The sequence below is a fragment of the Lentzea alba genome, from assembly GCF_011067745.1.
Classification (GTDB): Bacteria; Actinomycetota; Actinomycetes; order Mycobacteriales; family Pseudonocardiaceae; genus Lentzea; species Lentzea alba.
In genome coordinates this window covers 634,178-658,730 of the sequence record NZ_JAAMPJ010000001.1, presented here as the reverse complement: position 1 = coordinate 658,730, position 24,553 = coordinate 634,178, and the positions used below count along the sequence as shown (strand labels likewise).

Genomic DNA, 24,553 nt, shown 5'->3' with positions numbered 1-24,553 from the left:
ATGAGTGGTGTGCCCACACGCATCGTATTTGTGCGCCACGCCGAGTCCGTCCGACCATCGCTCGGCGTGCCCGACTACGACGAGCGGCCGCTGACCTCCGCCGGGTTGAAGGCGGCGGACTCGCTGGTCGCGCGCCTCTCGGTGTTCGCTCCGGAGGCGGTGCTGTCGAGTCCGCAGTTGCGCGCCGTGCAAACCGTTGCGCCGACGGCAACCGCGCTGGGGCTGGTGGTCACCACGTGGCCGGAGCTGCGGGAGTGGGAGTCGGGGTTGCTGCCGAGTGCGGACTGGGAGCGGCTGTACACGCACAGCTGGGCTCACCCGGAGTTCGCGCACGGGTCGGGTGAGAGCCTGGACGCGCTGACCTTGCGGGCGGGGAAAGCGTTGGAGCGCATGGCCGCGGAGCACCCGGACGCGACAGTGCTCGTGGGGTCGCACGGCACGTTCCTGTCGCGCGCGTTGGTCGCGGCAGGGCGCCACGCGGACTGGGAGTCCTGCCGCGCGATGCCGATGCCGGCTATCTACGAGGTCGTGTGCTGACCTGCACGGACCCGAAATTGTCAGGGTCGCCTGGGATAATTGAAATCAGGGGTCCCCCTGGGCGGGGGACCCCTGCGTGAGCTTGCGAGGTCAGTACTTCTTGACCGGCTTCGGACGCGTCAGCTGTGCGGTCGGCCCGTCGACCTGCTGCCCCTGCGCGGGCTTGTTCGGCGCGGCAGGCGTGGCCTGGGCGGGAGCCGGAGCCCCGGACTGTGCCGGAGCGGCGGGAGCCTGTGGCGCGGAAGCCTGGGCCGCCTGAGCCTGCCCCTGTGACCCCTGGGGCACGGGCTGAGCCGGAACCTGCGAGGCGTCCTCCGCCGGCCCCACGGCCGACTCCTTCTCCGCCTCCACCGGGTCGAGCAGCGGCACGACCTCCTGCAGCGCCGTCCGCACGTTGTGCAGCTGGTGCGAGAGGCGGTTGCGGAGGTTGCGGAGCTGGTCGACGCGTTGCGTGGCGGCGGTGGTGCGGCGGTTGGCTTCCTCGGTGGCCTCGCGGACGCGGCGGTTCGACTCTTCCGTGGCTTCCTGGATGCGGGCGGTGGCTTCGGTGATCGAGTCGTGGCGGCGGCGGTTGGCCTCTTCGGTGGCCTCGCGGATGCGGCGTTCGGCGTCGGCCTTCGAGGTGGACTGCTCGGTAGCGATCGCGGCGCGGACGCGGGCGGCTTCCTCGGCGGCTTCGCGCACCCTGCGTTCGGCCTCGGCCTTGGAGGTCGCCTCCTGGGTGGCGAGGGTGGCCATGGCCTCGGAACGACGGGCGGCCATCGCGATCTCGAAGTCCTCTTCGACGGTCACGCGGCGCTGCTCGGACTCGTCGGCGATCTTGCGGGCGGCGGACTCCGCCTCGGAGACGATCTTCTCGGCCTCGTTGCGGGCCGTTTCCAGGACGCCCTTGTGCTCGGCCTCCATGGCGGCACGGCGCTCGTCCAGTTCGGCGATCAGCTTTTCGTAGCGCTGGCGGAGCACGGTCGCGTCGGCTTCCGCCTTGGCGCGGATGTGCCCGCCTTCCGCCTCGGCGCGGGCTTTGATCTCGTTCGCCTCGTCCTGGGCCAGCCGCAGCATGCGCTGGAGGCGCTCGGAGAGCCCCTCCAGCGTCGTCGGCGGCAGTGACAGGCGCTCGACCTGGTTGCGCAGCTCGGTCATCTCCGAGCGAGCGGCTTCCAGCTGGCGCGCCAGATCGGACGTCTGGGACACGGCGGCATCGCGGTCCGCGGCGAGCAGCCGCAGGTCCGAGTCGAGGCGTTCGAGATGATCCTCGACCTGAGCGCGGTCGTACCCGCGCTTGACGATGTCGAAGCCGGATCCCAGAGGGACGAGGTCACGGTCGTCGGCGAGGGGGCCCATGCCCCTCACGCTACCCGTTCGGGTAACCCCGGAAGGTCACACACCCCGGAATCGGTTGATGGCCGTGAGGTGTTGCGCGCGCAGTTCGTGATCGAGAACACCCAGACCCTCTTCGGGAGCAAGGCACAGCACGCCGACCTTGCCCTGGTGCGCGTTGCGGTGCACGTCGAAAGCAGCCTGGCCCGTTTCGTCCATTGAGTACACCTTGGACACCGTCGGGTGGATCTTTCCCTTTGCGATCAACCGGTTCGCCTCCCACGCCTCGCGGTAGTTCGCGAAGTGCGAGGAGATGATGCTCTTCAGGTTCATCCACAGGTAGCGGTTGTCGTACTGGTGCATGTACCCGGAGGTCGACGCGCACGTCACGATCTTGCCGCCCTTGCGCGCCACGAACACCGAAGCGCCGAACGTCTCGCGGCCGGGGTGCTCGAACACGATGTCCGGGTCCTCACCGCCGGTCAGCTCGCGGATCTTCGCGCCGAACCGCTTCCACTCGCGCGGGTCCTGCTCGTGCTCGTTCTTCCAGAACTTGTAGCCCTCCGCGGAGCGGTCGATGATCAGTTCGGCGCCCATGGAACGAACGATCTCCGCCTTCTCCGGCGAGGAGACGACGCAGATCGGCGTCGCGCCACCGTTCAGTGCGAACTGCGTGGCGTACGAACCGAGTCCGCCGGACGCTCCCCAGATCAGGACCGTGTCGCCCTGCTTCATGTTGGCACCGTTGGTGGACACCAGCTGCCGGTACGCGGTGGAGTTCACCAGACCCGGCGACGCCGCCTCCTCCCACGTGAGGTGCTTGGGCATCGGCATCAGCTGGTTCGACTTCACCAGCGCGAGGTCGGCGAGGCCACCGAAGTTCGTCTCGAAACCCCAGATCCGCTGCTGCGGGTCGAGCATCGTGTCGTTGTGCCCGTCCGGCGCCTCCAGCGGCACGTCCAGACAGTGCGCAACGACGCGGTCGCCCGGCTTCCACGCGGTGACGCCAGGGCCAACGCGCACGACGACGCCGGCCAGGTCCGAGCCCACGACGTGGTACGGCAGGTTGTGGCGGCCACCCAGCTTCTTGAGGAAGCCGAACGTGGACACCGGCTCGAAGATCGAGGTCCACACGGTGTTGTAGTTGATCGCGGACGCCATGACGGCCACGAGCGCCTCACCCGGACCGAGCTCCGGCGTGGCGACCTCGTCGACGTGCAGCGACTTGCGCGGGTCTTTGTCCCGCGTCTCAAGGCCTGAGAACATGTCGGCCTCGTCCGCGTGCACGGTCACGCCCCGATAGCTCTCCGGAACGTCCAAGGAACCGATCGCGTCCAGCTCGTCGGCCAGAATCGCGTCAAGGATCTTCTGCACGGCGGCATTCCTTCCCAAGTGAGGGATAGTCGCAGGTTGCCGGAGGTTACTCAGGAGTAACCGATTCAGAATCGCGCTTGTGAGGGATTCCACTCGGAAGAGTTGACCGGGCGGCCAACCAAGGAGGACGATCGAAGTGTCCGAGAAGGAGGAGGTGGTGGAGATGACCAAGGCGTGGACCAGGTGGCAGGACTGGGCCGAGGTGGCTATCGGCGTGCTGGTGCTGCTGTCTCCGCTCGTCGTGGACACCTCGAACGCGGCCATGTGGACGATGATCGTGCTCGGCGCGCTCATCGCGATCGACGGACTCGTCGACCTCGCCATGCCCGCGATGATCTACGGGGAGTACGTGCAGATGGTGCTCGGAGCACTGCTGTTCATCTCGCCGTGGGTGATGGGCTACACCGACATGATGGCCGCCTCGTGGGCGTCCTGGGTCGGTGGTGTGCTCACCGTGGCCGCGGGGGCGCTGGCGATGCCCGCCGCGAACGCCGCACACTCGGCAGCGGCACAACCGCACTGATCAGTCGGAAACCTGTGGGCCCAGGAGGAGTCTTGGGCCCACACACTCATGTTTCGTGGAGGAACGCGTGGAGGATTCGGCCAAGGAGCGCATCCTGGCCGCGGCCGAGGAGCTGTTCGCCGACTCCGGCTTCGACGCCACCCCGACCTCGCGCATCGCCGAACGCGCCGGCGTGCCCAAAGGCCTGGTGCACTACTACTTCAACCGCAAGCGGGACCTGCTGGCCGCACTGGTGGCACGGCTCCCGGACAGCACGGTTGACCACCGCAGGGTCGTCGTCGTGGGAGACATCGCGGAGTCGCTGAGAAGGCTCGTCGCGGCTCTTGACGCGCGCTTGAACGCCTCACCGTTGTTGTCGCACCTGTTGTGGCGCGAAGCGGACACGCATGCCGCGGTCCGCGACGCGATGCAGGCGCGCTACGACAACGTTGCGGCGCAGATCAAACAGGTCATCCTCGCCGCGGGCGGCGCGGCGGTGGCGATCAAGGACGTCGAGGCGGCCGCGGCCCTCCTCGCGCTGGCCGTGAGCTACCGGCACTCGGTGGCGCGGCACAGCGACGAGGAGGACCCGATCGACCGGGAGCTCAAGTTCGTCGCTAGTGCTTTGGGTCAGCCGCAGGTTCGACCAGCTCAATGAGCACGCCGCCGGCGTCCTTGGGGTGCACGAAGTTGACGCGGCTGTCTGACGTGCCGCGCTTGGCGTTGTCGTACAGCAGGCGCAGGCCCTTGGCCCGCAGCGCGTCCGCCGCGACGTCCACATCGGACACCCGGTAGGCGAGCTGCTGCAGGCCGGGGCCGGAGCGGCCGATGAACTTGGCGATCGTCGAGTCCTCGTTCAGCGGAGCCAGCAGCTGGATCGCGGTGCCACCGTGGTCGCCGGGCGCGTGCAGCATGGCCTCGCGCACGCCCTGCTCCTCGTTCACCTCAACGTGTGCGACTTCAAGGCCGAAGTTGTCGCGGTAGAACGCGATGGCGACGTCGAGATCGGGCACGGCGATGCCCACGTGGTCGATCGCGGTCACGAATCGAGCGAGGTCTGCGTTCATGGGAGCGAAGGGTAACTACCTGATCGGTGCAGGTGCCTCTGTGCGGGGTCTCACACGATTACCGCCCAGTAGCCCCAGGTATGGTGCCTAGTTAACGACCGTTCGCTCTTCCAATGGAGGCAGTTGTGTCCGGTTCCGTGATCGTCGCCGGGGCGCGTACCCCGATGGGCCGACTGCTGGGATCGCTCAAGGACTTCTCGGGCGCCCAGCTGGGTGGCGTCGCGATCAAGGCGGCACTGGAACGCGCGGGCGTCGCTCCCGAGCAGGTGCAGTACGTGATCATGGGTCAGGTGCTCACCGCCGGCGCGGGTCAGATTCCCGCCCGCCAGGCCGCGGTCGCCGCGGGCATTCCGATGAGCGTTCCCGCGCTGACCATCAACAAGGTGTGCCTGTCCGGCATCGACGCGATCGCGCTGGCCGACCAGCTCATCCGCGCGGGTGAGTTCGACGTCGTGGTGGCCGGTGGCCAGGAGTCGATGACCCAGGCGCCGCACCTGCTGCCGAAGTCGCGCAGCGGCTTCAAGTACGGCGACGTGCAGTTGCAGGACCACATGGCGCACGACGGTCTGTTCTGCGCGTTCGACCAGGTCGCGATGGGCGTCTCCACGGAGAAGTACAACGCCCGTTACAACGTCACGCGTGAGGAGCAGGACGCGTTCTCCGCGCGTTCGCACCAGCTCGCCGCGAAGGCCGCCGAGAACGGCGTCTTCGAGGCCGAGATCGCGCCGGTCGCGATCCCGCAGCGCAAGGGCGACCCGATCCTCTTCAGCACGGACGAGGGCGTGCGCGCGGACACCACGGCCGACTCGCTCGGCAAGCTGCGTCCGGCGTTCGCCGCGGACGGCACCATCACCGCGGGTTCGGCGTCGCAGATCTCCGACGGTGCGGCCGCCGTGGTCGTGATGAGCAAGGCCAAGGCCGAGGAACTGGGCCTGGAGTGGATCGCGGAGATCGGCGCGCACGGCGTCGTCGCCGGTCCGGACGCCTCGCTGCACGAGCAGCCGTCCAACGCGATCAAGGCCGCCTGCGCCAAGGAGGGCATCGAGCCCGCCGACCTCGACCTGGTCGAGATCAACGAGGCGTTCGCGGCGGTCGGCATCGTGTCGGCCCGACAGCTCGGCGTGTCCGAGGACAAGGTCAACGTCAACGGCGGCGCCATCGCGCTCGGCCACCCGATCGGCATGTCCGGCGCCCGCATCGCCCTGCACCTCGCACTCGAGCTGCAGCGGCGGGGCGGCGGCGTGGGTGCCGCGGCGCTGTGCGGCGGTGGCGGTCAGGGCGACGCTCTGATCATCCGCGTGCCCGCGAAGGCCTAGGGTCTTCGTTTGTGGCGACTGCTGTTGACGTAGCAGGACTGGTCGACCGCGCGCGTGACGGCGAGCCGCGCGCGGTCGCCAGGCTGATCTCCCTGGTGGAGCAGGGGAGCGCGCAGCTGCCGCTGGTAGCTGCGGCTCTCGCCCCGTTCACCGGCAACGCTCAGGTCATCGGACTCACCGGCGCACCCGGTGTCGGCAAGTCGACCTCCACCAACGCCCTGGTGCGTGCTTTCCGCGCCGAAGGCAAGCGGGTCGCGGTGATCGCGGTCGACCCCTCCAGCCCGTTCTCCGGCGGCGCGCTGCTCGGCGACCGCGTGCGGATGGGCGACCACGCGACCGATCCCGGCGTCTTCATCCGCTCGATGGCCACCCGCGGCCACCTCGGCGGCCTGTCCTCCGCCACGCCTCAGGCGTTGCGCGTGCTCGACGCAGCCGGTTTCGACGTGATCCTCGTGGAAACGGTCGGCGTCGGTCAGTCCGAGGTGGAGATCGTGGCGCTGGCCGACACCACCCTGGTGCTGCTCGCACCGGGCATGGGCGACGGCATCCAGGCCGCGAAGGCGGGCATCCTGGAGATCGCGGACGTCTTCGTGGTCAACAAGGCCGACCGCGACGGCGCCGACCAGACCGCGCGCGACCTCAAGTACATGATCTCCCTGGGCCGCCGCGACCGCGAAGGCCCGTCGTGGCGGGTGCCGGTCGTCAAAACCGTCGCCGCCCGGATGGAGGGCCTGGACCGCGTGGTCGAGGCGATCGCCGAACACCGGTCGTGGATGGCTGAACACGGGGAACTGGCAGAGCGGCGGCTGCGTCGCGCCGGTGCCGAGATCGAGGCGATCGCCGTGGAACGGGTGCGCACCCGCTTCGGCCCCGTCGACCAGCTGGCCAAGCGCGTGGTCGAGGGTGAGCTGGACCCGTTCGCCGCGGCGGAGCAGTTGATCAGCGGTAACCTGCGGCCATGACCGCTTGGGGAGCACCTCCACCTGTTGTCATCGACCTCGGCAAGAGCGACACCCGCAAGGTGCTGCTCGGCGGCTCGGTCGCGGGAATCCTGGGGATCCTCGCCCTGGTCGGCGCCGTGACCGCGTTCGTGGACGGCGAACCGGTCGGCGGCGGCATCGCGGCGGTCATCGGCGTCGCGTTCACCGGCATCGGCGTGATGGCCGTCGTGAAGTGGAAGACCATCTCCCGCCCGCGCAAACTGATCATCGACCCGCAGGGCATCCGCCTGGACGACCCGCAGGGCATGCCGTGGGCCGTCGGCTGGCAGGAGCTCGGCGCCATCTCGCTCTCCCGCACCCAGGAACGCGCCGTTCAGCTAGCGGACGCCCTGGTCAAACGCACTTTGGTCCGCATCGATCTACACCCACGCGACCCCCATCAGTTCCGCCCAGCACACCCGACCATGGAACCCCTGTGGGAGTTCCACCGAGTGCAGAACGGCTACCGCCTACCCCTAGGCGACTCGGCCAGCTTCATCGCACCGCTCGACCACGCCTTCCGCACGTTCGCCCCGCAGATCTACCGCGGCGTGATCGACGAGGGCTTCACGGTCGGCCTCCACTAACGAGTGGCTCCTGACGGTACGCGGGGCCCCCGCGTACCGTCACGTAGTACGAAAGGTCCCCGCGTGCAGCGGCGCGCATACTCTCAGTAGTTTTGGTTTTCACTGTTTGCAGTGATGGTCTCCCCCTTGACTACTCTGGGGAGTTACCCTCAGTCGTTCGTGCGGTGTCACTTCTATCCCCCCCGAGGGTGAAGCCGTGGGCGGCAACGTGAGCACAGAACAGCGGGTGCTGGACGTTGTGCTGTCGTTCGCCGAAGACGAGACCCTCCCCGAACTCCTGCGTCACGTCGTCGAATCCGCCTGCGACCTGATCGACGCCCCCTACGGTGCCCTGGCCGTGATCAACGGCCACAAGGAGCTCCTCGAGTTCGACCAGAGCGACGGCCGGGCCCAGATCACGACCGGTGACCCGCGCTCGATCGGAGTAGCCGACTTCCTCGGCGCACCCGTCAAGATCCACGGCGAGACCTTCGGCAACCTCTTCCTGGCCGGTAAGCCGCAGTTCACGGACCAGGACCGGGACATCCTGACCGCGCTGGCCACCGCCGCGGGTTCGGCACTGGAGCACCTCGACCGCTACGAGCAGACGCGCAAGCGTGAGGTCTGGCTGCGCGCCGCCGCCGAGGTGACCACCAACCTCCTGACCGGCACGAACGGCCGTGACGCGCTTTACCTCGTCGCGAAGACGGCCAGACGCACGGCCGATGCGGACTTCGCAGCAGTAGTGCTCCCGGACCACAACGGCGACCTCGTCATCGAGGTGACCGACGGCGGCGCCTACGACGCCGAGGGCATGCGCGTGCCGAAGGACGGCACGGTCAGCTACCGCGTCTACGAGTCCGGCGAGGCCGAGTGCCACGACGAGGGCACCGTGCCGATGGTGCCGGGGCCGTGCGCCGTGGTGCCGTTGACGGTGGGGGAACGGACGATCGGCGTGCTGATCGTGGCACGGCCCAAGGACGAACCGAGCTTCGACGACCCGGAGCTCATCGAGGCCTTCGCCGCGCAGGCCGCGCTCGTGCTCGAATTCACCAGGGCCCAGGGCGACACCGAGCGGATCGCGGTGCTGGAGGACCGCGACCGCATCGCGCGGGACCTGCACGACCTGGTCATCCAGCGGCTGTTCGGGCTCGGGCTCGGGCTGCAGGGACTGACCGGGATGAGCGCCCGGCCCGCGCTCACCGACCGGATCAGCGGGTTCGTGGAGGAGGTCGACCACACGATCCGCGAGATCCGCCGAACCATCTTCTCCCTGCAGGAGCCGCCGTCCGGGGGCACGAGCCTGCGCGGGCAGATCCTCAACGCTGTGCACGAGTCCGCCCGGCTGCTGGGGTTCGAGCCGGACGTGTCGCTGGAAGGGCCGCTCGACACGGTGGTGCCGGACCAGCTCAGGCCGGATCTGCTGGCCACGCTTCGAGAGGCGCTCACGAACGTCGTGCGCCACGCTAGGGCGAAGCACGTCGCTGTCGCCGTGAGCGTGAACCGCACGATGACCCGGCTGGAGCTCACGGTCTCCGACGACGGCAGAGGCTTGCCGTTGGCTGACGATCGCGGCGGCGCGCCCCATCACGCGGGCGGACTCGCGAACATGGCGGCGCGGGCGCGGCGCCATCACGGCGAGTGCGCGGTGGACTCGATCCCCGGTGCGGGTGTGGGCATCACCTGGTTCGTCCCGCTGGTGCTGCAGGAGGCGTCATGGCGATAGCGGTGCTGTTGGTGGACGACCACGAGATCGTGCGGCGCGGGCTGGTGCAGCTCCTGGCGCAGGCGGACGACATCAAAGTCGTGGGGCAGGCGGACAGCGCGACCGCCGCGGTGGCCCAGGCGCCGCATCTCAAACCTGATGTGGCGATCATCGACGTCCGGTTGCCCGACGGCGACGGGGTCACGGTGTGCCGGGAGATCCGGAGTCTCGTGCAACCGCCGCCCGCGTGCCTGATGCTCACGTCCTATTCGGACGACGAGGCGCTGTTCGGCGCGATCATGGCCGGCGCGTCGGGCTACATGCTGAAAGAGGTCTCCGGCATCGATCTGGTCGCCGCAGTCCGCACGCTCGCCTCTGGCGGCTCGTTGCTGCACGCCGGGGTCACGGCGACCGTTCTGCAACGGCTGCGAGGCGGGCCAGAGGAGGATCCGCGCTATGCCGCGTTGAGCCCGCAGGAACGCCGCATCCTCGACCTCATCGCCGAGGGCATGACGAACCGGCAGATCGCGAACCGGCTCTTCCTCGCCGAGAAGACCGTCAAGAACTACGTGTCGTCGTTGCTGCACAAGCTCGGCTTCGACCGCCGCACCGAGGCGGGCGTCTACGCGGCCAGACGCAGACGCACCCACCCAGGAGCCTTCTAGCTAAGCGATCTTCGGCACCGGCTTCGCACCGACCGCTGGAACTTCCTTCTCCGCCAGCCGTTCCGTCTTCGCCCACGAGTTGCGCCCGGCGAAGTGCCGGTAGAGCGCGCGCAACGTCGAGATCGAGCCCAGGATCAGGAACAGCGGATACGCCAGGCCGACCGCGAGGCACCGCCACAGCGGCTCGTCACCGTGCTTGAGCCGGTGCACCGCCGCCCAGATCAGGCCGGGCAGCACCAGCGCCACGAGCCAGATTCCCAGTGCCAGCAAGGTGTTCGAGCCGTTCGCGGTGAACGACCCGATGGTCTGGCCGCTGAACTGCGCGTAGAAGTTGACGCCCACCAGCGCGGTGATGAGCAACGTCATCGGCGCGACCAGCCACGGCGTCAGCAGGTACTGCAGGAACTCGAGCAGCGCGACGGACCCCACGTGCTTGGTCCTGATCAGCTTCGGCACGTACCCGAGGCACTGCAGGTTGCCCTGGCCCCAGCGGGTGCGCTGGCGCAGCAGCCGTTGCACGTCGGTCAGGCCCTGCTGGGTGATCGTCGCGTGCGTGGCGTAACGGATGCGCTGGCCGGTCAGGTGCACGCGCAGACCCAACTCCAGGTCCTCGACCAGACAGGCGGACCAGGGCGCGTCGCCGAGGTCCATCAAGGACTTGAGCCGCACGAACTGGCCGTTGCCGCCGAGCCCGACCGTGCCGACGACGTCGCGCAGCGACTGCGAGGCGTCCACGACACAGCTGAACTCCAGGTCCTGCAGGAACGCCAGCAGGTTCGTGCGGTTGTGGATGCGGACCCGGCACTGCACGGCGCCGACACCGCGTTGCGCGAAGTACGCGCTGATCTCGGACAACATGCCGGGCTCGCCGCGGCCGTCGCCGTCGATCACGCCGACGATCGTGCGGTGCACGGTGCCGGCCTCCTCGGCGAGGCCCCGGACGTACCGGAACGCGTGGTTCAGCGCCTCACCTTTGCCCTTCCGGGCCTCCGGCGGGTTGCGGCGCAGCACGTGCAGCCGGTGGTCGTCGATCTCGGCGAGCACGTGCGGCGTGCGGTCGTCCGAGCCGTCGTCCACGACGACGACCTGAACCGGTGTGCGCGCGCCGTCCAACGCGAGCGCGGAACGCACCGTGTTAGCTACCACGCGTTCCTCGTTCAACGCCGGAATGATGATCCAGTACTGCAGTGGATGTCTCGAAGGAACTTCTGGTCCACCCGGTTTCGGCCGCCACCAGACGAACAGTGCGAGCACCAGGTTGTAACTGGGCCAAAACACGAGCAGGACGAGCATGAACGTCGCGAATTGTGTCGTGTCGGTCATGACACAAACCTGTCTACAAAATCGGTTGCGCTGGCAACAACAGCGCACCGGAGATGAAGTTGAGGCATTGCTTGCTCCTGGTAACGATGCGCTGGGCCGGTACGAGATACCAGACAGCAAGGCCGGGAGCTGGTGTTCGAGGCGAGACTAAGGGCTGGTGAAGTAGAGCGTCAACCGGCCATATCGGGGACGAATGCACCGCCGTTACACGCAGTTCGTCAAGCTAATCACCGATATGGCGGTACCTGCGCGAGGCGGGTACCAATTGATTGTGAGCGACCGTCGAGTCGCTACGAGTGATGGCGCACGTTCGCCGCGCGTGCCTGAGTAGTCCAAAGAGGTAAAAGATGGGACTAAGTGCCCTGGTGCCCGGCCCTCGGCAGTTCGACCGGGGCGAGGTTCCCGAGGTTTTTCTGGTTGCGGGAACGCGACCGGAAGCAGTGAAGATGGCACCGGTCGCCGCCGCCATGTTCGCTGGCGGGCGCATCCGGCCCGTGCTGGTGAACTCCGGGCAACACCCGGAGATGGTCGACCAGGCGCTGGAGTCGTTCGGCTTTGAGGCCGACGTCCGGCTGAAGCTGAACCGCGTCACGGGCGGGCAGGCCGAGCTGACCAGCCAGCTGATCGAGGAGCTCGACCGGCTCTTCGCCGAACGCTCGCCGAGCGCGGTGCTCGTGCAGGGCGACACGACGACCACGCTCGCCGGGGCGCTGGCCGCGTTCTGGCAACAGATCCCGGTCGTGCACTTGGAGGCCGGGCTGCGCTCGTACGACCTGACCTCGCCCTTCCCCGAGGAGGGGAACCGCAAGATGGTCGGCCAGCTCGCCTCGCTGCACCTCGCGCCGACCGCCGACTCCGCCGCGCACCTCGCCGCGGAGTCGTTGCAGGGCAACAACGTCCTGACCATCGGCAACACCGTGGTGGACGCCGTGCTCGACGTGGCCGCCCGCCGCGCCCCCTACGGCGACCCACGGCTGCAGGAGATCGAGAACCGGGTCCAGGGTGGACAGTCACGCCTGGTGCTGGTCACGACGCACCGCCGCGAGTCGTGGGGCGAGCCGCTCGACCGCGTGCTGCACGCGGTGGCCGACGTCGTCGAGGCCCGCTCCGACGTCGAGGTCGTGCTCCCCGCCCACCCGAACCCGGCCGTGCGCCGGCAGGTGCTGGACGTGCTGGGCGGAGTCGGCCGCGTCACGATCACCGACCCGTTGCCGTACGCGCAGCTGGCCCGCCTGCTCGCGCAGTGCACGTTGGTGCTGTCCGACTCCGGTGGCATCCAGGAGGAGGCGCCGTCGTTCGGCGTGCCGGCGCTGGTGCTGCGGGACGTGACCGAGCGGATGGAGGCCGTCAACGCGGGCTGCGCCGTGCTCGTCGGCACCGACCGCGAGCGGATCACGTCGCTGACCGTGCGGCTGCTCGACAACCCTTCCGCGCGCGAGGCGATGACCGCCGACGGCAACCCGTTCGGTGACGGGCTCGCGTCCGTGCGCACCGAACAGGCCCTGGCCTGGCTGCTGGGCCTGCAGCAGCAACGACCCGTTGAGTTCGCTCCTTACGCGGGCAGCGCGACTCTGCGCCTGTCCGGAGAGGTGGATGTGGCATGAAGGCCAGACTGTTCAAGCTGGCGGTCGGGGTCGCCCTGGCCGTCTCCGCGGTCCCCGCGCCCGCGCAGGCGGCGGACCTCTCGCTCGACCTCAACCTCGGCGAGATCGTCGACAACGTGCTGCCCGCGCCGCCCACGCCGGACACCACGCCGTCGACCACCAGCCCGCGCATCACCAAGCGCACCACCCAGCCCGGCGTGATCTCGACGGTGCTCGGGACGCTCGGCCTGGCTTCCGCACAAGCCGCCGCCACCGGTACGAACGGTGGCGGCGCACCAGGCGCGAAGTCGACGCAGAAGACGCTGATCCTCTACGACAGCACCGGTCCCTGGGCGTGGCTCGGCGAGGCGTACGCGGTGCAGACGGGCAACCTCGCCTCGCACGGCAGCTCGTACGTCATGCACCCGGTCGGCTCGTACGCCGCCGGTGAGATGTCCGGCTACACCGGCGTGATCTACATCGGCTCGACCTACGACGAGCCGATCCCGGTGGCGTTCCTCGACGACGTGCTCGCGGGCAGCAGGCCGGTGTTGTGGATGGCGCACAACATCTGGCAGCTCACCGCCCGCGCGCCGAGCTTCCAGACGACGTACGGCTGGAACTGGGTCCAGTACGACACAGGTGCCGCGACCACGGTCCGGTACGAGAACACCGACCTCGGCCGCAGCCCGCTCACCGTCCCGTCCGGCCTGATGATCACCTCGATCACCAACCCGGCGATCGCGTCGGCACCGGCCATCGCGACCGGGTCGGCCGTCGGCCCGATCAACTGGGCCACCAAGGCCAAGAACCTGACCTACATCGGCGAGATCCCGTTCAGCTACGTCGACCACGGCGACCGGTACCTGGCCGCGGCGGACCTGATCAGCAAGATCTCGAACCCCACGATGGCGGACCGCAAGCGGGCGCTGGTGCGCATCGAGGACGTCGGCCCCGACGCCGACCCGAACGAGCTGCGCGCGATCGCGGACTACCTGAAGTCGCAGAACATCCCGTTCAGCATCGCGGTCTACCCGCGCTACGAGAACCCGCTGGGCGCCGACAACAACGGCGTACCCGAGGCGGCGAACCTGGCGCAGAAACCGCAGGTCATCAATGCACTGCGGTACATGACGCAGCGCGGCGGCACGATCCTGATGCACGGCTACACGCACCAGTTCGGGAAGCTGGTCAACCCGTACGACGGCCGCAGCGGCAACGACTTCGAGTTCTACCTGGCTCACGTCAACGAGAACGACAGCGTGATCTACGACGGCCCGGTGCCCGGTGACTCGGCGGCGTGGATGCAGGGCCGGATCAATTCTGCGTCGACCGCGTTCGCGCTGGCCGGCTTCCCCAAGCCGACCATCTTCGAGCCGCCGCACTACGCTGCGTCGGCCGTGGACTACCGGGTCATCCAGCAGAACTTCGGCAAGCGCTACGACCGCGGCCTGTACTTCGGCGGGTACTGCCCCGGTGGCGCGTGCGGCACCGGCAACCCGCAGTACGACAAGATCTACGGCCAGTACTTCCCGTACCTGGTCCGCGACGTCTACGGCTCCGTCGTGGCGCCGGAAGCGGTGGGCAACGTCGAGCCCGAGCCGTTCAACAACCACCCCGCCCGGCTGCCCGCCGACCTGGTCAAGACGGCGCAACAGCTCAAGGTGGTCGATGATGGTGTCGCGAGCTTCTTCTACCACCCGTACCTCGGTACCGGGTACTTGCGGCAGACCGTCAACGGGCTGAAGGCGGCGGGTTACACGTTCGTCTCGGTCGGCACGCTGATGGCGGGCTGACAGGAGGTTCTGTGCGCTGGGTGTGGGCGGTGCTGGTGCTGGCCGGGTGTTCCGCCGGTCAGGCCGGGCCGCCCGCACCCGGCGGCACGGACGAGGGCTGGCAGGTCACCGTCTACTACACGGCGGTCGAGTCGTTCCACAGTGGACCGCCGGTGCCCGTGCGCGGGTGCCCGGTCATCGACTGCGAGAACGGCGACGACCTGCTCGGTACGTTCCCGCAGTCCTTCGCGAAGGCGGTGAAGGACGAAGGCACCGGCCGGACCGCCTCCGGCCGGTACCTCAACTGGTCGCACGACAAGGGGTACTGGCTCGACTCCGAGCCGCGGGACGCGTTCGGCAAACCCCTGCAGCCCTTCGTCTCCGCGGCAGCTGACGGGCTGAAGACCGGGTCGCGGATCAAGCTGGTCTCCTGTGGACAGACGCCGGAGGGCGCTAACGTCAACCACACCGTCTGCCAGAAGCTCGCGTCCTCGTCGTGGGAGATCACCGACGAGTTCACGCCGGGGCTCGGCGGGCAGCGGCACGTCGACCTCTACCTGGGCGAGGAGACCGGCCCGAAGTTCACCGAAAGTCCTTGGTACACGACGTTTTCCGAGGCCGTGCTGGAGGTTCGCCAGCCGGGCTGAGGCTGGGAGCCGCATGAGAGACCGCTACTTCGCGGTGGTGAACCACTTCCACCCGGAGGTCACCGACCCGTTCCTGCTCCTGCGCGAGCCGGCCGGGAGCCGCAGGTTCGAGCGCTACGACGAGAACCGCGACTGGGTGCCCGCCGGTCGTCAGTGGAGTCTCGGCGAACCGGTCGGCGGTGAGGTGCTCGACCGCCTGCTGACGTCCTGGACACCGCGTCCGTCGCGGATCGAGCACCGGTACTACGCGTTCCTGGACGACGAAGGCGATCCCATGCGACTCGCGCATCTGTGGAACGACGCCAACGGAGTGCTCGCGGAGAGGACGTTCGTCAGCGACCGCTGGCGGGTGGTCGGCCCCTGCGTGTTCGAGGGGGACCGGCGGGTCGAGATCGGCGCGGAGCGAGCGCGTGAGCTGGAGGAGTCCGTGACGCACCTCAACCGCACGCCGGCGGACGGCCGTTACCGCTACTGGGCGGTCGTCGACCACGTGCTGCAGCGGGTGCTGCGGACGTGGGGCGGCGACGACGGAACGCGGTGCGCCGAGTGGTCCATGGGACCCGGCTGGCACCGCGTGCACGTGCTCGGGGTGGCGCACCACGGTTCCGCGTGGCCGATCACCGAGGAACGGGCGAACGAGCTGCGGCGGTCGTTCCCGGCCGCCGCAACTCTGTTCGACTGTCACCAGCCGAGCTGAACCGCCAGCTTCCGTGCCTGTTCCAGCACACCGGCCTGCTGCTGGCCCGGTTCGGGCAGCGGCACGCCGGGGCAGGTCAGGTCCTTCGACGGAGTCACGCGGTCGACGAGGTAGCGCTCGACGACGTCGTTGACGCAGTCGTTGCCGAACCCGTAGATGCCGTGGTCACCCTCGTCCTTCACGGTCAGCATCCGCGAGCCGGCGAACCCGGCGTGCGACCTGCGCGCGCCCTCGATCGGCGTCGGCGCGTCCCGTTCGGACTGCACCATCAGCGTCGGCGTGACGCCGATGCCGTTGGGGTGCTTGAGGTTCACGTTCGGGCGGTCCCAGTACGCACAGGGGCCCATGATCTGGTAGTACCCCATCAGCGGCCACTTGGCCCCGTCCCGGGCAGCGTCGCGTTCCAGGTACCTGCGGTCACCGCGGAACGGCGTGTCGTTGCACAGGATCGAGTTGAGCGTGGCGGTCTGCGCGTCCGGGTAGCTCGCCTGCGCCGTCAGCTGCGCGGGCACCGCACCCGCCAGTTCGGCCAGCTTCCGCGCGGCACCGTCGAACGAGTACTTGCTGTACTGGCCCTGGATGAGCACGAAGTCGAGCGTCACCGGGTAGTACGTGCCCTCCGGCAGGGTGACGGGCTGTTGCGCGAGCTTCGCGCGCGTCCGCTCGTAGGCCTGCCGCACCTCTTCGGCGGTCTTGCCGAGGTGGTAGACGTTGTCGTACTTGGCCACCCAGGGCAGGAAGTCGACGCGGAAGCGCCGCTCGAAGCCCATGCCGAAGTTGTCGAACACCGGTTGCCACGTGCCGGTGAAGTCGACGTTGGAGTCGAGCACGATCTTGTCCAGCGTCTTCGGGAAGTACGTGGCGTAGTAGGCGCCCATCCAGCTGCCGCCCGAGTAACCGAGCCAGTCGACCTTCTTGCGGCCGAGCACCTGGCGCAGCAGGTCGAGGTCCTTCACCGTCTGGTCGGTGGTGACGTACCTGCCGAGCTCACCGGACTTGGTCTGGCAGAACTTGGCCTGCAGCTCCATGCCGCCGTAGAGCAGGTCGAGGTTGGCCTTGCCGCGGTCGCGCGGGTCCGTCGAGCCGAGCGTGTCGAACAGGCCGCAGGTGATGTTGCTGCTGGCACCCGTGCCGCGCACGTCGATGCCGTAGATCTCGGCGTTCTCGCTCAGCTTCGGCCGGTTCAGGTAGACCAGCGGCAGCGTGCGTCCTTCACCGCCGGGGCCGCCGGGGTTGGTGAAGACCGCGGTCTTCGCCTTGCCGTTCACCGGCTTGGTGCGGCTCACGGCGATCGTGATGGTCTTGCCGTTGTTCGGGTTGTTCCAGTCCATGGGCGCGGTGAAGGTGCCGCACTCCAGGCGTTCCGCGCCGGGCGGGAAGCCCGGCGGTACCGGGTCGAAGCACTTCTGCCACTTGATCTCCTGCGTGGCGAACCCCGACTGAGCCTGAGCCGGTGGCGCGATCAGCAGGGACGTTGCCGTCACAGCGGCCAGTGTCGCCGCGATTCTCTTGCGATACATGCGTTTCCCCCTTCTACCAACCGAGTTGGGTGGCGTACTGCCGTGCCGTCGTGAGCGACTTCTGCGCGGCTTCGCCAGGAGCGGGCAGCGGAAGCCCAGGACACGACAGGTCCTTCGCGGGCGCGACGCCGTCGACGAGGTAGCGCTCGACGATGTCGTTCACGCACGGGTTGCCGAACCCGTAGATGCCGTGGTCGCCCTCGTCCTCGACGGTGAGCAGCACCGAGTTCTTGAAGTTCCGGTGTGCCCTCTGCGCGCCTTCGAGCGGCGTCGCCGCGTCGCGCACCGACTGCACCATCAACGTCGGCGCGACGCCGATTCCGGTGGGACGCTTGAGGTTCACGTTCGGGCGGTCCCAGAACGCGCAGGGCGCCATGATCTGGTAGTAGCCGACGAGCGGCCACCTGGCGCCGTCCCGGGCGGCGTCCCGCTCGAGGTACTCGCGGCCACCGCGGAACGGTGTGTCGTTGCAGACGATCGAGTAGGCGGTGCCGGCCTGGGCGTCCGGATAGCTGGCCTGTGCCGTCAGCTGCGCGGGCACCGCACCGGCGAGCTCCGCGAGCGTCTGCGCGGCGCCCGCGAAGGAGTCCTTGCTGTACTGCGCGCCCCGCAGCAGGAAGTCGAGCGTCACCGGGTAGTAGACGCCTTCCGGTCGCGTGACGGGCTGCTCGGCCAGCTTGGCGCGGGTGCGTTCGTAGGCCTGCCGCACCTCCTCGCCGGTCTTGCCGAGGTGGTACACGTTGTCGTACTTGGCCACCCACGGCAGGAAGTCGACGCGGAACCGGCGCTCGAAGCCCATGCCCCAGTCGTCGAACACCGGCTGCCACGGTCCGGAGAAGTCGGCGTTGGAGTCGAGCACGATCCGGTCGAGCGTCTTGGGGAAGTAGGTGGCGTAGTAGGCGCCCATCCAGCTGCCGCCGGAGTAACCGAGCCAGCTGACCTTCTGCTTGCCGAGGACCTGGCGCAGGAGGTCGAGGTCCTTGACCGTCTGGTCGGTGGTGACGTACTTGCCGAACTCGCCGGACTTGGTCTGGCAGAACTTGGCCTGCAGCTCGATGGCGCCGTAGAGCAGGTCGAGGTTGGCCTTGCTGCGGTCACGCGGATCGGTGACGCCGACGGTGTCGACGTTCCCGCAGGTGACGTTGCTGCTGCCGCCGGTTCCGCGCACGTCGACGCCGATGATGTCGGCGTTCTCGCTGAGCTTGGGCCGGTCGAGGTAGAGCAGCGGCATCGTGCGGCCGGGACCGCCGGGGCCGCCGGGGTTGGTGAAGACGGTGGTCTTCGCGGTGCCGGTCTTGGGCGTCAGCCTGCTCACCGCGATGGTGATGGTCTTGCCGTTGTTCTGGTTGTTCCAGTCCATCGGCGCGGTGAAGCGGCCGCACTCCAGCCGTTCGCCGCCGGGCGGAAGTCCGGGTGGCGGTGTCTCGAAACACTTCTGCCACTTGATTTCCTGCTGCGCGAACGGCGACTGCGCGTGGGCCTGCGGGGCGATCAGCAGGCTCGCCGAGGTGGCGACGGCCAGTGCCGCCGCCAGTTTTCTGCGGTGCATTCGGTTGTTCCCCCTCCTACCGCCCGAAACCGGACGGCACCCCCAAGCTCATCGCTTTACGGGGACGGGAACATCGGCCTTTGGGTGCCAACCGGGTACAACTCTGGTCTTACGCCGTCCCGGGCATACCCCTATGACATTCGTCAGAAGAGCCATGGGGGGCACATTCATGGACCTCACGTCCATGAATGTGCCCCCCATGGCACCTGATCTTGGGGTCAGCAGGACTGCTTGTAGAAGTACTTCGAGTTGGCCTCCGCGTCGGCCTTCGTGATGGCGACGAGGTCCGTCTCGATGTTCCGCTTGGTCTCCTTGCCGTCGATCGCGGCGAGGGCCTGCTCGACCCCCTGCTTGCCGATCGTGCCGGGGTCCTGCGCGATCAGCGCCTGAACCGTGCCGGCCTGCAGGTCCTGCACCTGCTTGGGCGAGGCGTCGAACCCGACCAGGTTGACCGTGCCGGTCTTGCCCGCGTTGCGCAGACCCGTCGCGGCACCCTCACCGGTGTTCAGGTTGGTCGCGAACACGCCGATCAGGTCGGGGTTCGCGGCCAGCGTCGCGGTCACCTTCGACGCCGCGGTGGCGGGCTCGTTGTCGGTGTACTGCTGGCCGATGTACTTGAGGTTCGGGAAGGCCTTGATGGCCTCCTCGAAGCCCTTGGCACGGGCGTCGGTCGTGGAGGTGCCGGCCTTGGTGTTCAGCACCAGCACCGAGCCCGTCTTGCCGGCCGCGAGCTTGTTCAGCGTCTCGGCGGCGAGCTTGCCGCCCTGCTCGTTGTTGGACGAGATGGTGGACGCGGCGATCGAGGTGTCCTGGAGCTTGGTGTCGACCTCGACGACCTTGATGCCGGCGTCCTTGAGCTGCTTCATCGGGCCGGCCATGGCCTTGTCGTCGGTCGGCGCGATGAGCACCGCCGCCGGCTTGTCGGCCAGGATGCCGGTGACGATCGGGGTCTGCTGGGCCGCGTCGAACTTCGCCGGCGCCTGGGTCTTGGCCTCGTAGCCCGCGGCCTTGGCGGCCTCCTCGAAGCCGCACTGCATGGAGATGTAGAACGGTTCCGCCGCGATGCCGGGGATCAGCACCAGCTTCTTGTTCGCGGCGGTGTTGCCCGAACCCGAGTCGCCGATCTGCCCGCCTCCACCACAGGCGGTGAGCAGGAACGCGGCGGTGACAGCCACTGCGGAGCGGATCTTCATTGGTCCAGCACCTTCCTAACGTTGGTTGCGCGCCCGCCGCCGTGTCTGGTCCAGCCACACGGCAGCCACCAGCACGATCGCCACGGCGATCGGCTGCCAGAACTCCTCGACCCCGATGATCACGAGGCCCTTCTCCAGCACCGCCGGGATGAACACGCCGAACACCGTGCCCAGCACCGAGCCCAGGCCACCGAAGATGCTGGTGCCACCCAGGACGACGGCGGCGATCGCGTTCAGGTTGTCCGTCTCGTGGCCGGTGACCACCGCGACCCGGAAGAACGCGTTGCCCATGAAACCCGCGAGACCCGCCAGGACGCCCGCGAGCAGGTACACCTTCGTGAGATGGCCGCGCACCGAGATGCCGACGCGCCTGGCCGCCTCCTCGTTCGACCCGACCGCGTAGGTGTAGCGGCCGAAACGGGTCGTGGACAGGAGAAGCGCGCCGAGCGCGGTGACGATCGCGGCCACGATCACGATGTTCGGGATGCCGAACCACGTGCCGGAGCCGAAGGTGCGGTTCAGCTTGTCCGGGATGCCGGAGACGTTGGAACCGTTGTTCAGCAACAGGGCCGCGCCCTGCGCCGCGCCGAACGAACCCAGGGTCACGATCAGCGGCGGGATCTTCGCGCGGGAGATCAACAGGCCGTTGAGCAGACCCCACACCGCGCCGCTGACCACGGCGACCAGCAGGCCGAACGCGATCACGCCCCAGCCGGCGTTCGTCGCGTCACCGCCGGACACCGAGTTCATCGCCATCGCGGAGCTGACGGAGGCGAACACCAGCACCGAGCCGACGGACAGGTCGATGCCGGACGTGATGATCACGAACGTCATGCCGACCGACAGCACCAGCAGCACCGCGGTTTCCGCGAGCAGGAACTGCAGCGTGGTCACCTGGAAGATCGCGTCCGGGCGGATCGCGCCGAACACCGCGACCAGGACCAGCAACACCAGCCCGATCCACAGGGTGTTCGCGCCGGTCAGCCGCTTCAGCAACGATGTCCGCTGGTCGTCTGATGGAGATGACAACGTTGTCTTCTCGTCCGTCATCACGCCGCGTCCTCCTGTGACAAGGCGCCGGTCATCGCGCCGACCAGCTCTTCGACGGTGGTGTCCGCGGCTTTGAAACGGGCCACCCGGCGGCCGAGACGCAGCACCTCGACGCGGTCGGAGACCGACAGCACCTCGGGCATGTTGTGCGAGATCAGCACCACCGCGATACCCTCGTCGCGCACCCGTTTGATCACGTCCAGCACGCGTTCCCGTTGCATCACACCGAGTGCGGCGGTCGGCTCGTCCATGAACACGAGCTTCGACGCCCACGCCACCGAACGCGCGACCGCGACGGACTGGCGCTGACCACCGGACAGCGCGGCGATCGGCACGTCGATGCTCTGCAGCGTCGCGCCGAAGCGGGTGAAGTGCTCGGCCGCCTGCTTGCGCATGGCCTTCTTGTCGAGCACGCCCAGGAACCCGAGGACGCCGGGCTTGAGGATCTCCCGGCCCAGAAACATGTTCGCGGCCGGGTCGAGGTCCGGCGCGACCGCGAGGTCCTGGAACACCGTCTCGATGCCCAGGCCGCGGGCGTCGTTGGGGGAGTTCAGGATCAGCGGCTCGCCGTCGAACAGCAGGGTGCCGCTGGTGGGCTGCTCCACCCCGGACAGGCACTTGACCAGGGTGGACTTGCCCGCGCCGTTGTCGCCGATCAGCGACACGACCTCGCCCGGATAGGCGGTGAACGAAGCACCGCGGAGAGCTTCCACGGTGCCGTAGTTCTTGGTCAGGTCACGAGCCTCGAGCAGTGGCTCGCTCATGGCGACACATCCTCCACTATGGACAGAACGGGCGGTCGGCAGCGGATCGCCACCAGGTCACCGGTCAGGCCGATCTCGCCGGCCGCGTGCGGTACGACGACGGTGCTGCCCTTGTGCACCTCCATCTCGCCGAGCTGGCCCGCACCCTCCAGCACCACCAGCACGGCGAACGACGGCTCCAGTGCGAAGGAACCCTCCACGTGCAGGCGGTCGGCCTGGAAGAACGGGTCCGCGTCGCGCCCGAGCAGGTCGACCGACGGCGCCCACTTCTCGGACGTCTGGTGCACCAGCTTGTCCAGCCGGCCGCTCCAGCCGTGCCGGTCGACGCAGTCCAGCGCGACGTCGTAGCCCAGGCCGAGGTGACCGATGTCGGCGTTGGCGAGGAAGCCCTGCCACTCCAGCGTCACCGAGAAGTCCGTGGGCTGCTGCAGTTCGACGATGAAGACGCCCTCGCCGATCGCGTGCGGCACACCGGCGGGCACGAAGACCGTGTCGCCGGGCCGCACGCACACCGGGTTCAGCGCTTTGAGCATCGCTGTGGTGTTCTGCGTGGCCACCCAGTCCGCGACCGTTTCCGCGGGCACGTCGTCGCGGAATCCGATGTAGACAGTGGGGTCCGCGCCGGTCGTGCCGACGACGATCCACGCCTCCGTCTTGCCGTGACGGCAGTTCAGGTGCGAGGACGCGAAGGCGTTCGACGGGTGGCAGTGCACCGGCAGGCGCTGGCCCGCGTCGAGCAGCTTCACGAGCAACGCGGTGTCCGCGCCGAACTTCGCCGCGTGCTCCGGGCCGAGCCACCCGGTCGGGTCCGCCTGCACCGCGTCGCGCAACAGCACGCCGTTCGGCAACGTGGTCAATCCGGCGTCACTGCGTCCGTACAGCGTTGTCGTCGACGCCACCCAGTCCTCGGGACCGAAGTCGCCGCTGGTGCCACCGCGCAGCGCGGCGATCGCCTCACCACCGCGGTAGAACTGCTTCGGCTGGTTGGCGGGCAAGTTGACAGGCTGGTGGAGCACACCCGAACTCACGCGTGGACCTCCCCGGATCCTCGTGGCACCAAGCGCACCGGCAGCACGACGCGGCGCGGTGGTGAGTTGTCCCCGTCCAGGCGGGCGAACAACAAATCCGTGGCCGCCTTGCCGAGCGCGCTCGCGTCGTGCGCGATCACGGTCACCGGAGGCGACAACAGGTCGGCGAGCTCGAAGTCGTCGAAGCCCACCAGGGCAGGGCGTTCGGTGGTGCCTGCGAGCGAGCGCAGGATGTGCACGGTGATGCGGTTGTTGCCGGCCACGATCGCCGTTGCGGGCTCGCGCAGGCTTTGCAGCCGTTGCAACGTGGTCGCCACGCTGCTCTCGTCGTGCGGCCCCATCGCCACGAGCTCTTCGTGGTAACCGATGCCCGCACGCACACAGCCCTCGCGGTAACCGCGCAGGCGTTCGTTGGCGGTGAAGATGTCCGGCGCGTCGCCGAGGAACGCGATGCGGCGGTGTCCGTGTGCGGCCAGATGGGTGACGGCCTCGACGGTGCCGCCGATGTTGTCCACCAGCACGGTGTCCGCCACGACGTCGCCCGCGGGCCGGTCCAGGAACACCACGGGCGTGCCCGCGCGCATCTCCGGCACCAGATAGCTGTGCTGCAGCCCCGCCGGGACGATCAGCAGCCCGTCGACGCGGCGTGAGCAGAACTCCAGCGCCAGCTCGCGCTCCCGGCCGGGATCCTCGTCCGACGACCCCGAGATCACCTGTCTGCCGCGCAAACGGGCGATTTCCTCGACAGCGCGCGTCACGCCGGAGTAGAACGGGTTGCCGACGTCCTCCAGCACCAGCCCGATCGTGCCGGTGGACGAGCCGCGGCGCAGGTTGCGGGCACTCAGGTTCCGCCGGAACCCGAGCTGGTCGATGGCTGCCAACACGCGTTCGGCGGTGGACGGGTGCACGCCCGGTTCGTCGTTGACCACGCGCGAGACGGTCTTGATGCTCACGCCCGCCAGCCGTGCGACGTCGTTCATCGTCGCGCGACGTACCTTGCGCTGACCGGCAATCGGTCCGCTGGGGGACAACGTTGTCATAGTGGCCGTATCTCACCTCGCCTTTACGCCCTTGTCAACCGTTCCGGAACCGGTCAAGGGTCTTCTCGGCTCCGCACTTGCTGTCTGGAACGGGACAGGTGAAGCCGGTGGTCTTGACTTTGGCCGCGTGCGCTCCGCAAGGGATCCGGTGACAGACACCGTTGTCAGCTGTCCTATGTGGAGCGTGCGTTCGGCCACGATCAGATCGAGCCGGTGTCCGGCGGTTCCGAGGAGTTCTTCGTCCTCGGCAACCCGCAGGTAGGACAGGGGCATCGCCGGGCCGGGTCATTTCATCGCCGCTTCGCGACGATTGCGATTGGGGCTTGACTTCGGGGCCCTTGCGAGGCGCTTATCG

The 24,553-nt window shown here is 68.5% G+C and carries 24 protein-coding genes; 13 read left to right on the top strand and 11 right to left on the bottom strand.

The window, feature by feature from the left end; all coding sequences use genetic code 11:
* The first annotated feature begins 9 nt into the window (after positions 1 to 9).
* On the top strand, positions 10 to 537 hold the full coding sequence (locus G7043_RS03180; RefSeq protein WP_166043648.1) for a histidine phosphatase family protein: 528 nt from the start codon (positions 10 to 12) through the stop codon (positions 535 to 537).
* 90 nt (positions 538 to 627) lie between these two features.
* Here G7043_RS03180 and G7043_RS03175 read toward each other — a convergent pair whose 3' ends face one another.
* Together G7043_RS03175 and ccrA are read right to left on the bottom strand one after the other, a co-directional pair.
* On the bottom strand, positions 628 to 1,878 hold the full coding sequence (locus G7043_RS03175; protein ID WP_166043644.1) for a chromosome segregation protein: 1,251 nt from the start codon (positions 1,876 to 1,878) through the stop codon (positions 628 to 630).
* A gap of 36 nt (positions 1,879 to 1,914) precedes the next feature.
* Positions 1,915 to 3,228, bottom strand: a complete 1,314-nt coding sequence (gene ccrA / locus G7043_RS03170) for a crotonyl-CoA carboxylase/reductase (RefSeq protein WP_166043642.1) — start codon at positions 3,226 to 3,228, stop codon at positions 1,915 to 1,917.
* A gap of 163 nt (positions 3,229 to 3,391) precedes the next feature.
* Here ccrA and G7043_RS03165 point away from each other — a divergent pair, with 163 nt between their 5' ends.
* Together G7043_RS03165 and G7043_RS03160 are read left to right on the top strand one after the other, a co-directional pair.
* Positions 3,392 to 3,751 carry an SPW repeat protein gene (locus tag G7043_RS03165; RefSeq protein ID WP_166044911.1) on the top strand — a complete coding sequence of 120 codons (360 nt, stop codon included), beginning with the start codon at positions 3,392 to 3,394 and terminating at the stop codon, positions 3,749 to 3,751.
* 55 nt (positions 3,752 to 3,806) lie between these two features.
* Entirely contained in the window at positions 3,807 to 4,388 is a 582-nt protein-coding gene (locus tag G7043_RS03160; RefSeq protein WP_166043640.1) for a TetR/AcrR family transcriptional regulator, read from the top strand.
* Here G7043_RS03160 and mce read toward each other — a convergent pair.
* Positions 4,348 to 4,797 (bottom strand): methylmalonyl-CoA epimerase, encoded by a 450-nt coding sequence (mce, locus tag G7043_RS03155; RefSeq protein ID WP_166043638.1) that lies wholly within the window; start codon positions 4,795 to 4,797, stop codon positions 4,348 to 4,350. The genes G7043_RS03160 and mce overlap by 41 nt on opposite strands.
* A 125-nt stretch (positions 4,798 to 4,922) precedes the next feature.
* On the opposite strand from mce, the gene G7043_RS03150 reads away from it, so the two are divergent.
* The 5 genes from G7043_RS03150 (at position 4,923) to G7043_RS03130 (ending at position 10,029) form a co-directional block, all read left to right on the top strand.
* Positions 4,923 to 6,113 carry an acetyl-CoA C-acetyltransferase gene (locus tag G7043_RS03150; protein WP_166043636.1) on the top strand — a complete coding sequence of 397 codons (1,191 nt, stop codon included), beginning with the start codon at positions 4,923 to 4,925 and terminating at the stop codon, positions 6,111 to 6,113.
* Positions 6,114 to 6,124: 11 nt separating this feature from the next.
* Complete coding sequence (gene meaB, locus G7043_RS03145) at positions 6,125 to 7,075, top strand: methylmalonyl Co-A mutase-associated GTPase MeaB (RefSeq protein WP_166043633.1); 951 nt, start codon at positions 6,125 to 6,127, stop codon at positions 7,073 to 7,075.
* Positions 7,072 to 7,680: a hypothetical protein gene (locus tag G7043_RS03140; protein ID WP_166043632.1), complete on the top strand. Its 609-nt coding sequence runs from the start codon at positions 7,072 to 7,074 to the stop codon at positions 7,678 to 7,680. Before meaB ends, G7043_RS03140 begins: the two co-directional genes overlap by 4 nt.
* Positions 7,681 to 7,876: 196 nt before the next feature.
* A complete protein-coding gene (locus tag G7043_RS03135) occupies positions 7,877 to 9,385 on the top strand; it encodes a GAF domain-containing sensor histidine kinase (RefSeq protein WP_166043630.1) in 1,509 nt (502 codons plus the stop codon).
* Positions 9,376 to 10,029, top strand: a complete 654-nt coding sequence (locus G7043_RS03130; protein ID WP_166043628.1) for a response regulator — start codon at positions 9,376 to 9,378, stop codon at positions 10,027 to 10,029. The genes G7043_RS03135 and G7043_RS03130 overlap by 10 nt, the downstream gene beginning before the upstream one ends.
* On the opposite strand, the gene G7043_RS03125 is transcribed toward G7043_RS03130, so the two are convergent.
* Positions 10,030 to 11,352 carry a glycosyltransferase family 2 protein gene (locus tag G7043_RS03125; RefSeq protein ID WP_166043626.1) on the bottom strand — a complete coding sequence of 441 codons (1,323 nt, stop codon included), beginning with the start codon at positions 11,350 to 11,352 and terminating at the stop codon, positions 10,030 to 10,032.
* Positions 11,353 to 11,699: 347 nt separating this feature from the next.
* Here G7043_RS03125 and wecB point away from each other — a divergent pair, with 347 nt between their 5' ends.
* From wecB to G7043_RS03105, 4 genes are read left to right on the top strand one after another with little or no spacing between them, the layout of a single operon-like run.
* Entirely contained in the window at positions 11,700 to 12,956 is a 1,257-nt protein-coding gene (gene wecB, locus G7043_RS03120) for a non-hydrolyzing UDP-N-acetylglucosamine 2-epimerase (RefSeq protein ID WP_166043624.1), read from the top strand.
* A complete protein-coding gene (locus G7043_RS03115) occupies positions 12,953 to 14,731 on the top strand; it encodes a DUF2334 domain-containing protein (protein ID WP_207310533.1) in 1,779 nt (592 codons plus the stop codon). The genes wecB and G7043_RS03115 overlap by 4 nt, the downstream gene beginning before the upstream one ends.
* 11 nt (positions 14,732 to 14,742) lie before the next feature.
* The gene (locus G7043_RS03110; protein ID WP_313887682.1) at positions 14,743 to 15,357 is read left to right on the top strand and encodes a hypothetical protein; all 615 of its coding nucleotides are present in this window, start codon (positions 14,743 to 14,745) and stop codon (positions 15,355 to 15,357) included.
* 13 nt (positions 15,358 to 15,370) lie between these two features.
* Complete coding sequence (locus G7043_RS03105; RefSeq protein ID WP_166043622.1) at positions 15,371 to 16,054, top strand: hypothetical protein; 684 nt, start codon at positions 15,371 to 15,373, stop codon at positions 16,052 to 16,054.
* On the opposite strand, the gene G7043_RS03100 is transcribed toward G7043_RS03105, so the two are convergent.
* The 7 genes from G7043_RS03100 to G7043_RS03070 form a co-directional block, all read right to left on the bottom strand.
* Positions 16,039 to 17,574 carry an alpha/beta hydrolase gene (locus G7043_RS03100; RefSeq protein ID WP_166043620.1) on the bottom strand — a complete coding sequence of 512 codons (1,536 nt, stop codon included), beginning with the start codon at positions 17,572 to 17,574 and terminating at the stop codon, positions 16,039 to 16,041. The two genes, G7043_RS03105 and G7043_RS03100, sit on opposite strands and share 16 nt — an antisense overlap.
* A gap of 13 nt (positions 17,575 to 17,587) precedes the next feature.
* Positions 17,588 to 19,123, bottom strand: coding sequence for an alpha/beta hydrolase (locus G7043_RS03095; RefSeq protein ID WP_166043618.1), 1,536 nt, complete (start codon positions 19,121 to 19,123; stop codon positions 17,588 to 17,590).
* Positions 19,124 to 19,341: 218 nt separating this feature from the next.
* Positions 19,342 to 20,316, bottom strand: coding sequence for an ABC transporter substrate-binding protein (locus G7043_RS03090; protein WP_166043616.1), 975 nt, complete (start codon positions 20,314 to 20,316; stop codon positions 19,342 to 19,344).
* Positions 20,317 to 20,331: 15 nt separating this feature from the next.
* On the bottom strand, positions 20,332 to 21,366 hold the full coding sequence (locus G7043_RS03085; protein WP_166043614.1) for an ABC transporter permease: 1,035 nt from the start codon (positions 21,364 to 21,366) through the stop codon (positions 20,332 to 20,334).
* On the bottom strand, positions 21,366 to 22,130 hold the full coding sequence (locus G7043_RS03080) for an ATP-binding cassette domain-containing protein (protein ID WP_166043612.1): 765 nt from the start codon (positions 22,128 to 22,130) through the stop codon (positions 21,366 to 21,368). Before G7043_RS03080 ends, G7043_RS03085 begins: the two co-directional genes overlap by 1 nt.
* Positions 22,127 to 23,125 carry a class I mannose-6-phosphate isomerase gene (locus G7043_RS03075; RefSeq protein ID WP_207310532.1) on the bottom strand — a complete coding sequence of 333 codons (999 nt, stop codon included), beginning with the start codon at positions 23,123 to 23,125 and terminating at the stop codon, positions 22,127 to 22,129. Before G7043_RS03075 ends, G7043_RS03080 begins: the two co-directional genes overlap by 4 nt.
* Positions 23,126 to 23,154: 29 nt before the next feature.
* Positions 23,155 to 24,138 carry a LacI family DNA-binding transcriptional regulator gene (locus tag G7043_RS03070; protein ID WP_166043610.1) on the bottom strand — a complete coding sequence of 328 codons (984 nt, stop codon included), beginning with the start codon at positions 24,136 to 24,138 and terminating at the stop codon, positions 23,155 to 23,157.
* Positions 24,139 to 24,375: 237 nt separating this feature from the next.
* Here G7043_RS03070 and G7043_RS03065 point away from each other — a divergent pair, with 237 nt between their 5' ends.
* The gene (locus tag G7043_RS03065) at positions 24,376 to 24,525 is read left to right on the top strand and encodes a hypothetical protein (protein ID WP_166043608.1); all 150 of its coding nucleotides are present in this window, start codon (positions 24,376 to 24,378) and stop codon (positions 24,523 to 24,525) included.
* Positions 24,526 to 24,553 lie beyond the last annotated feature (28 nt).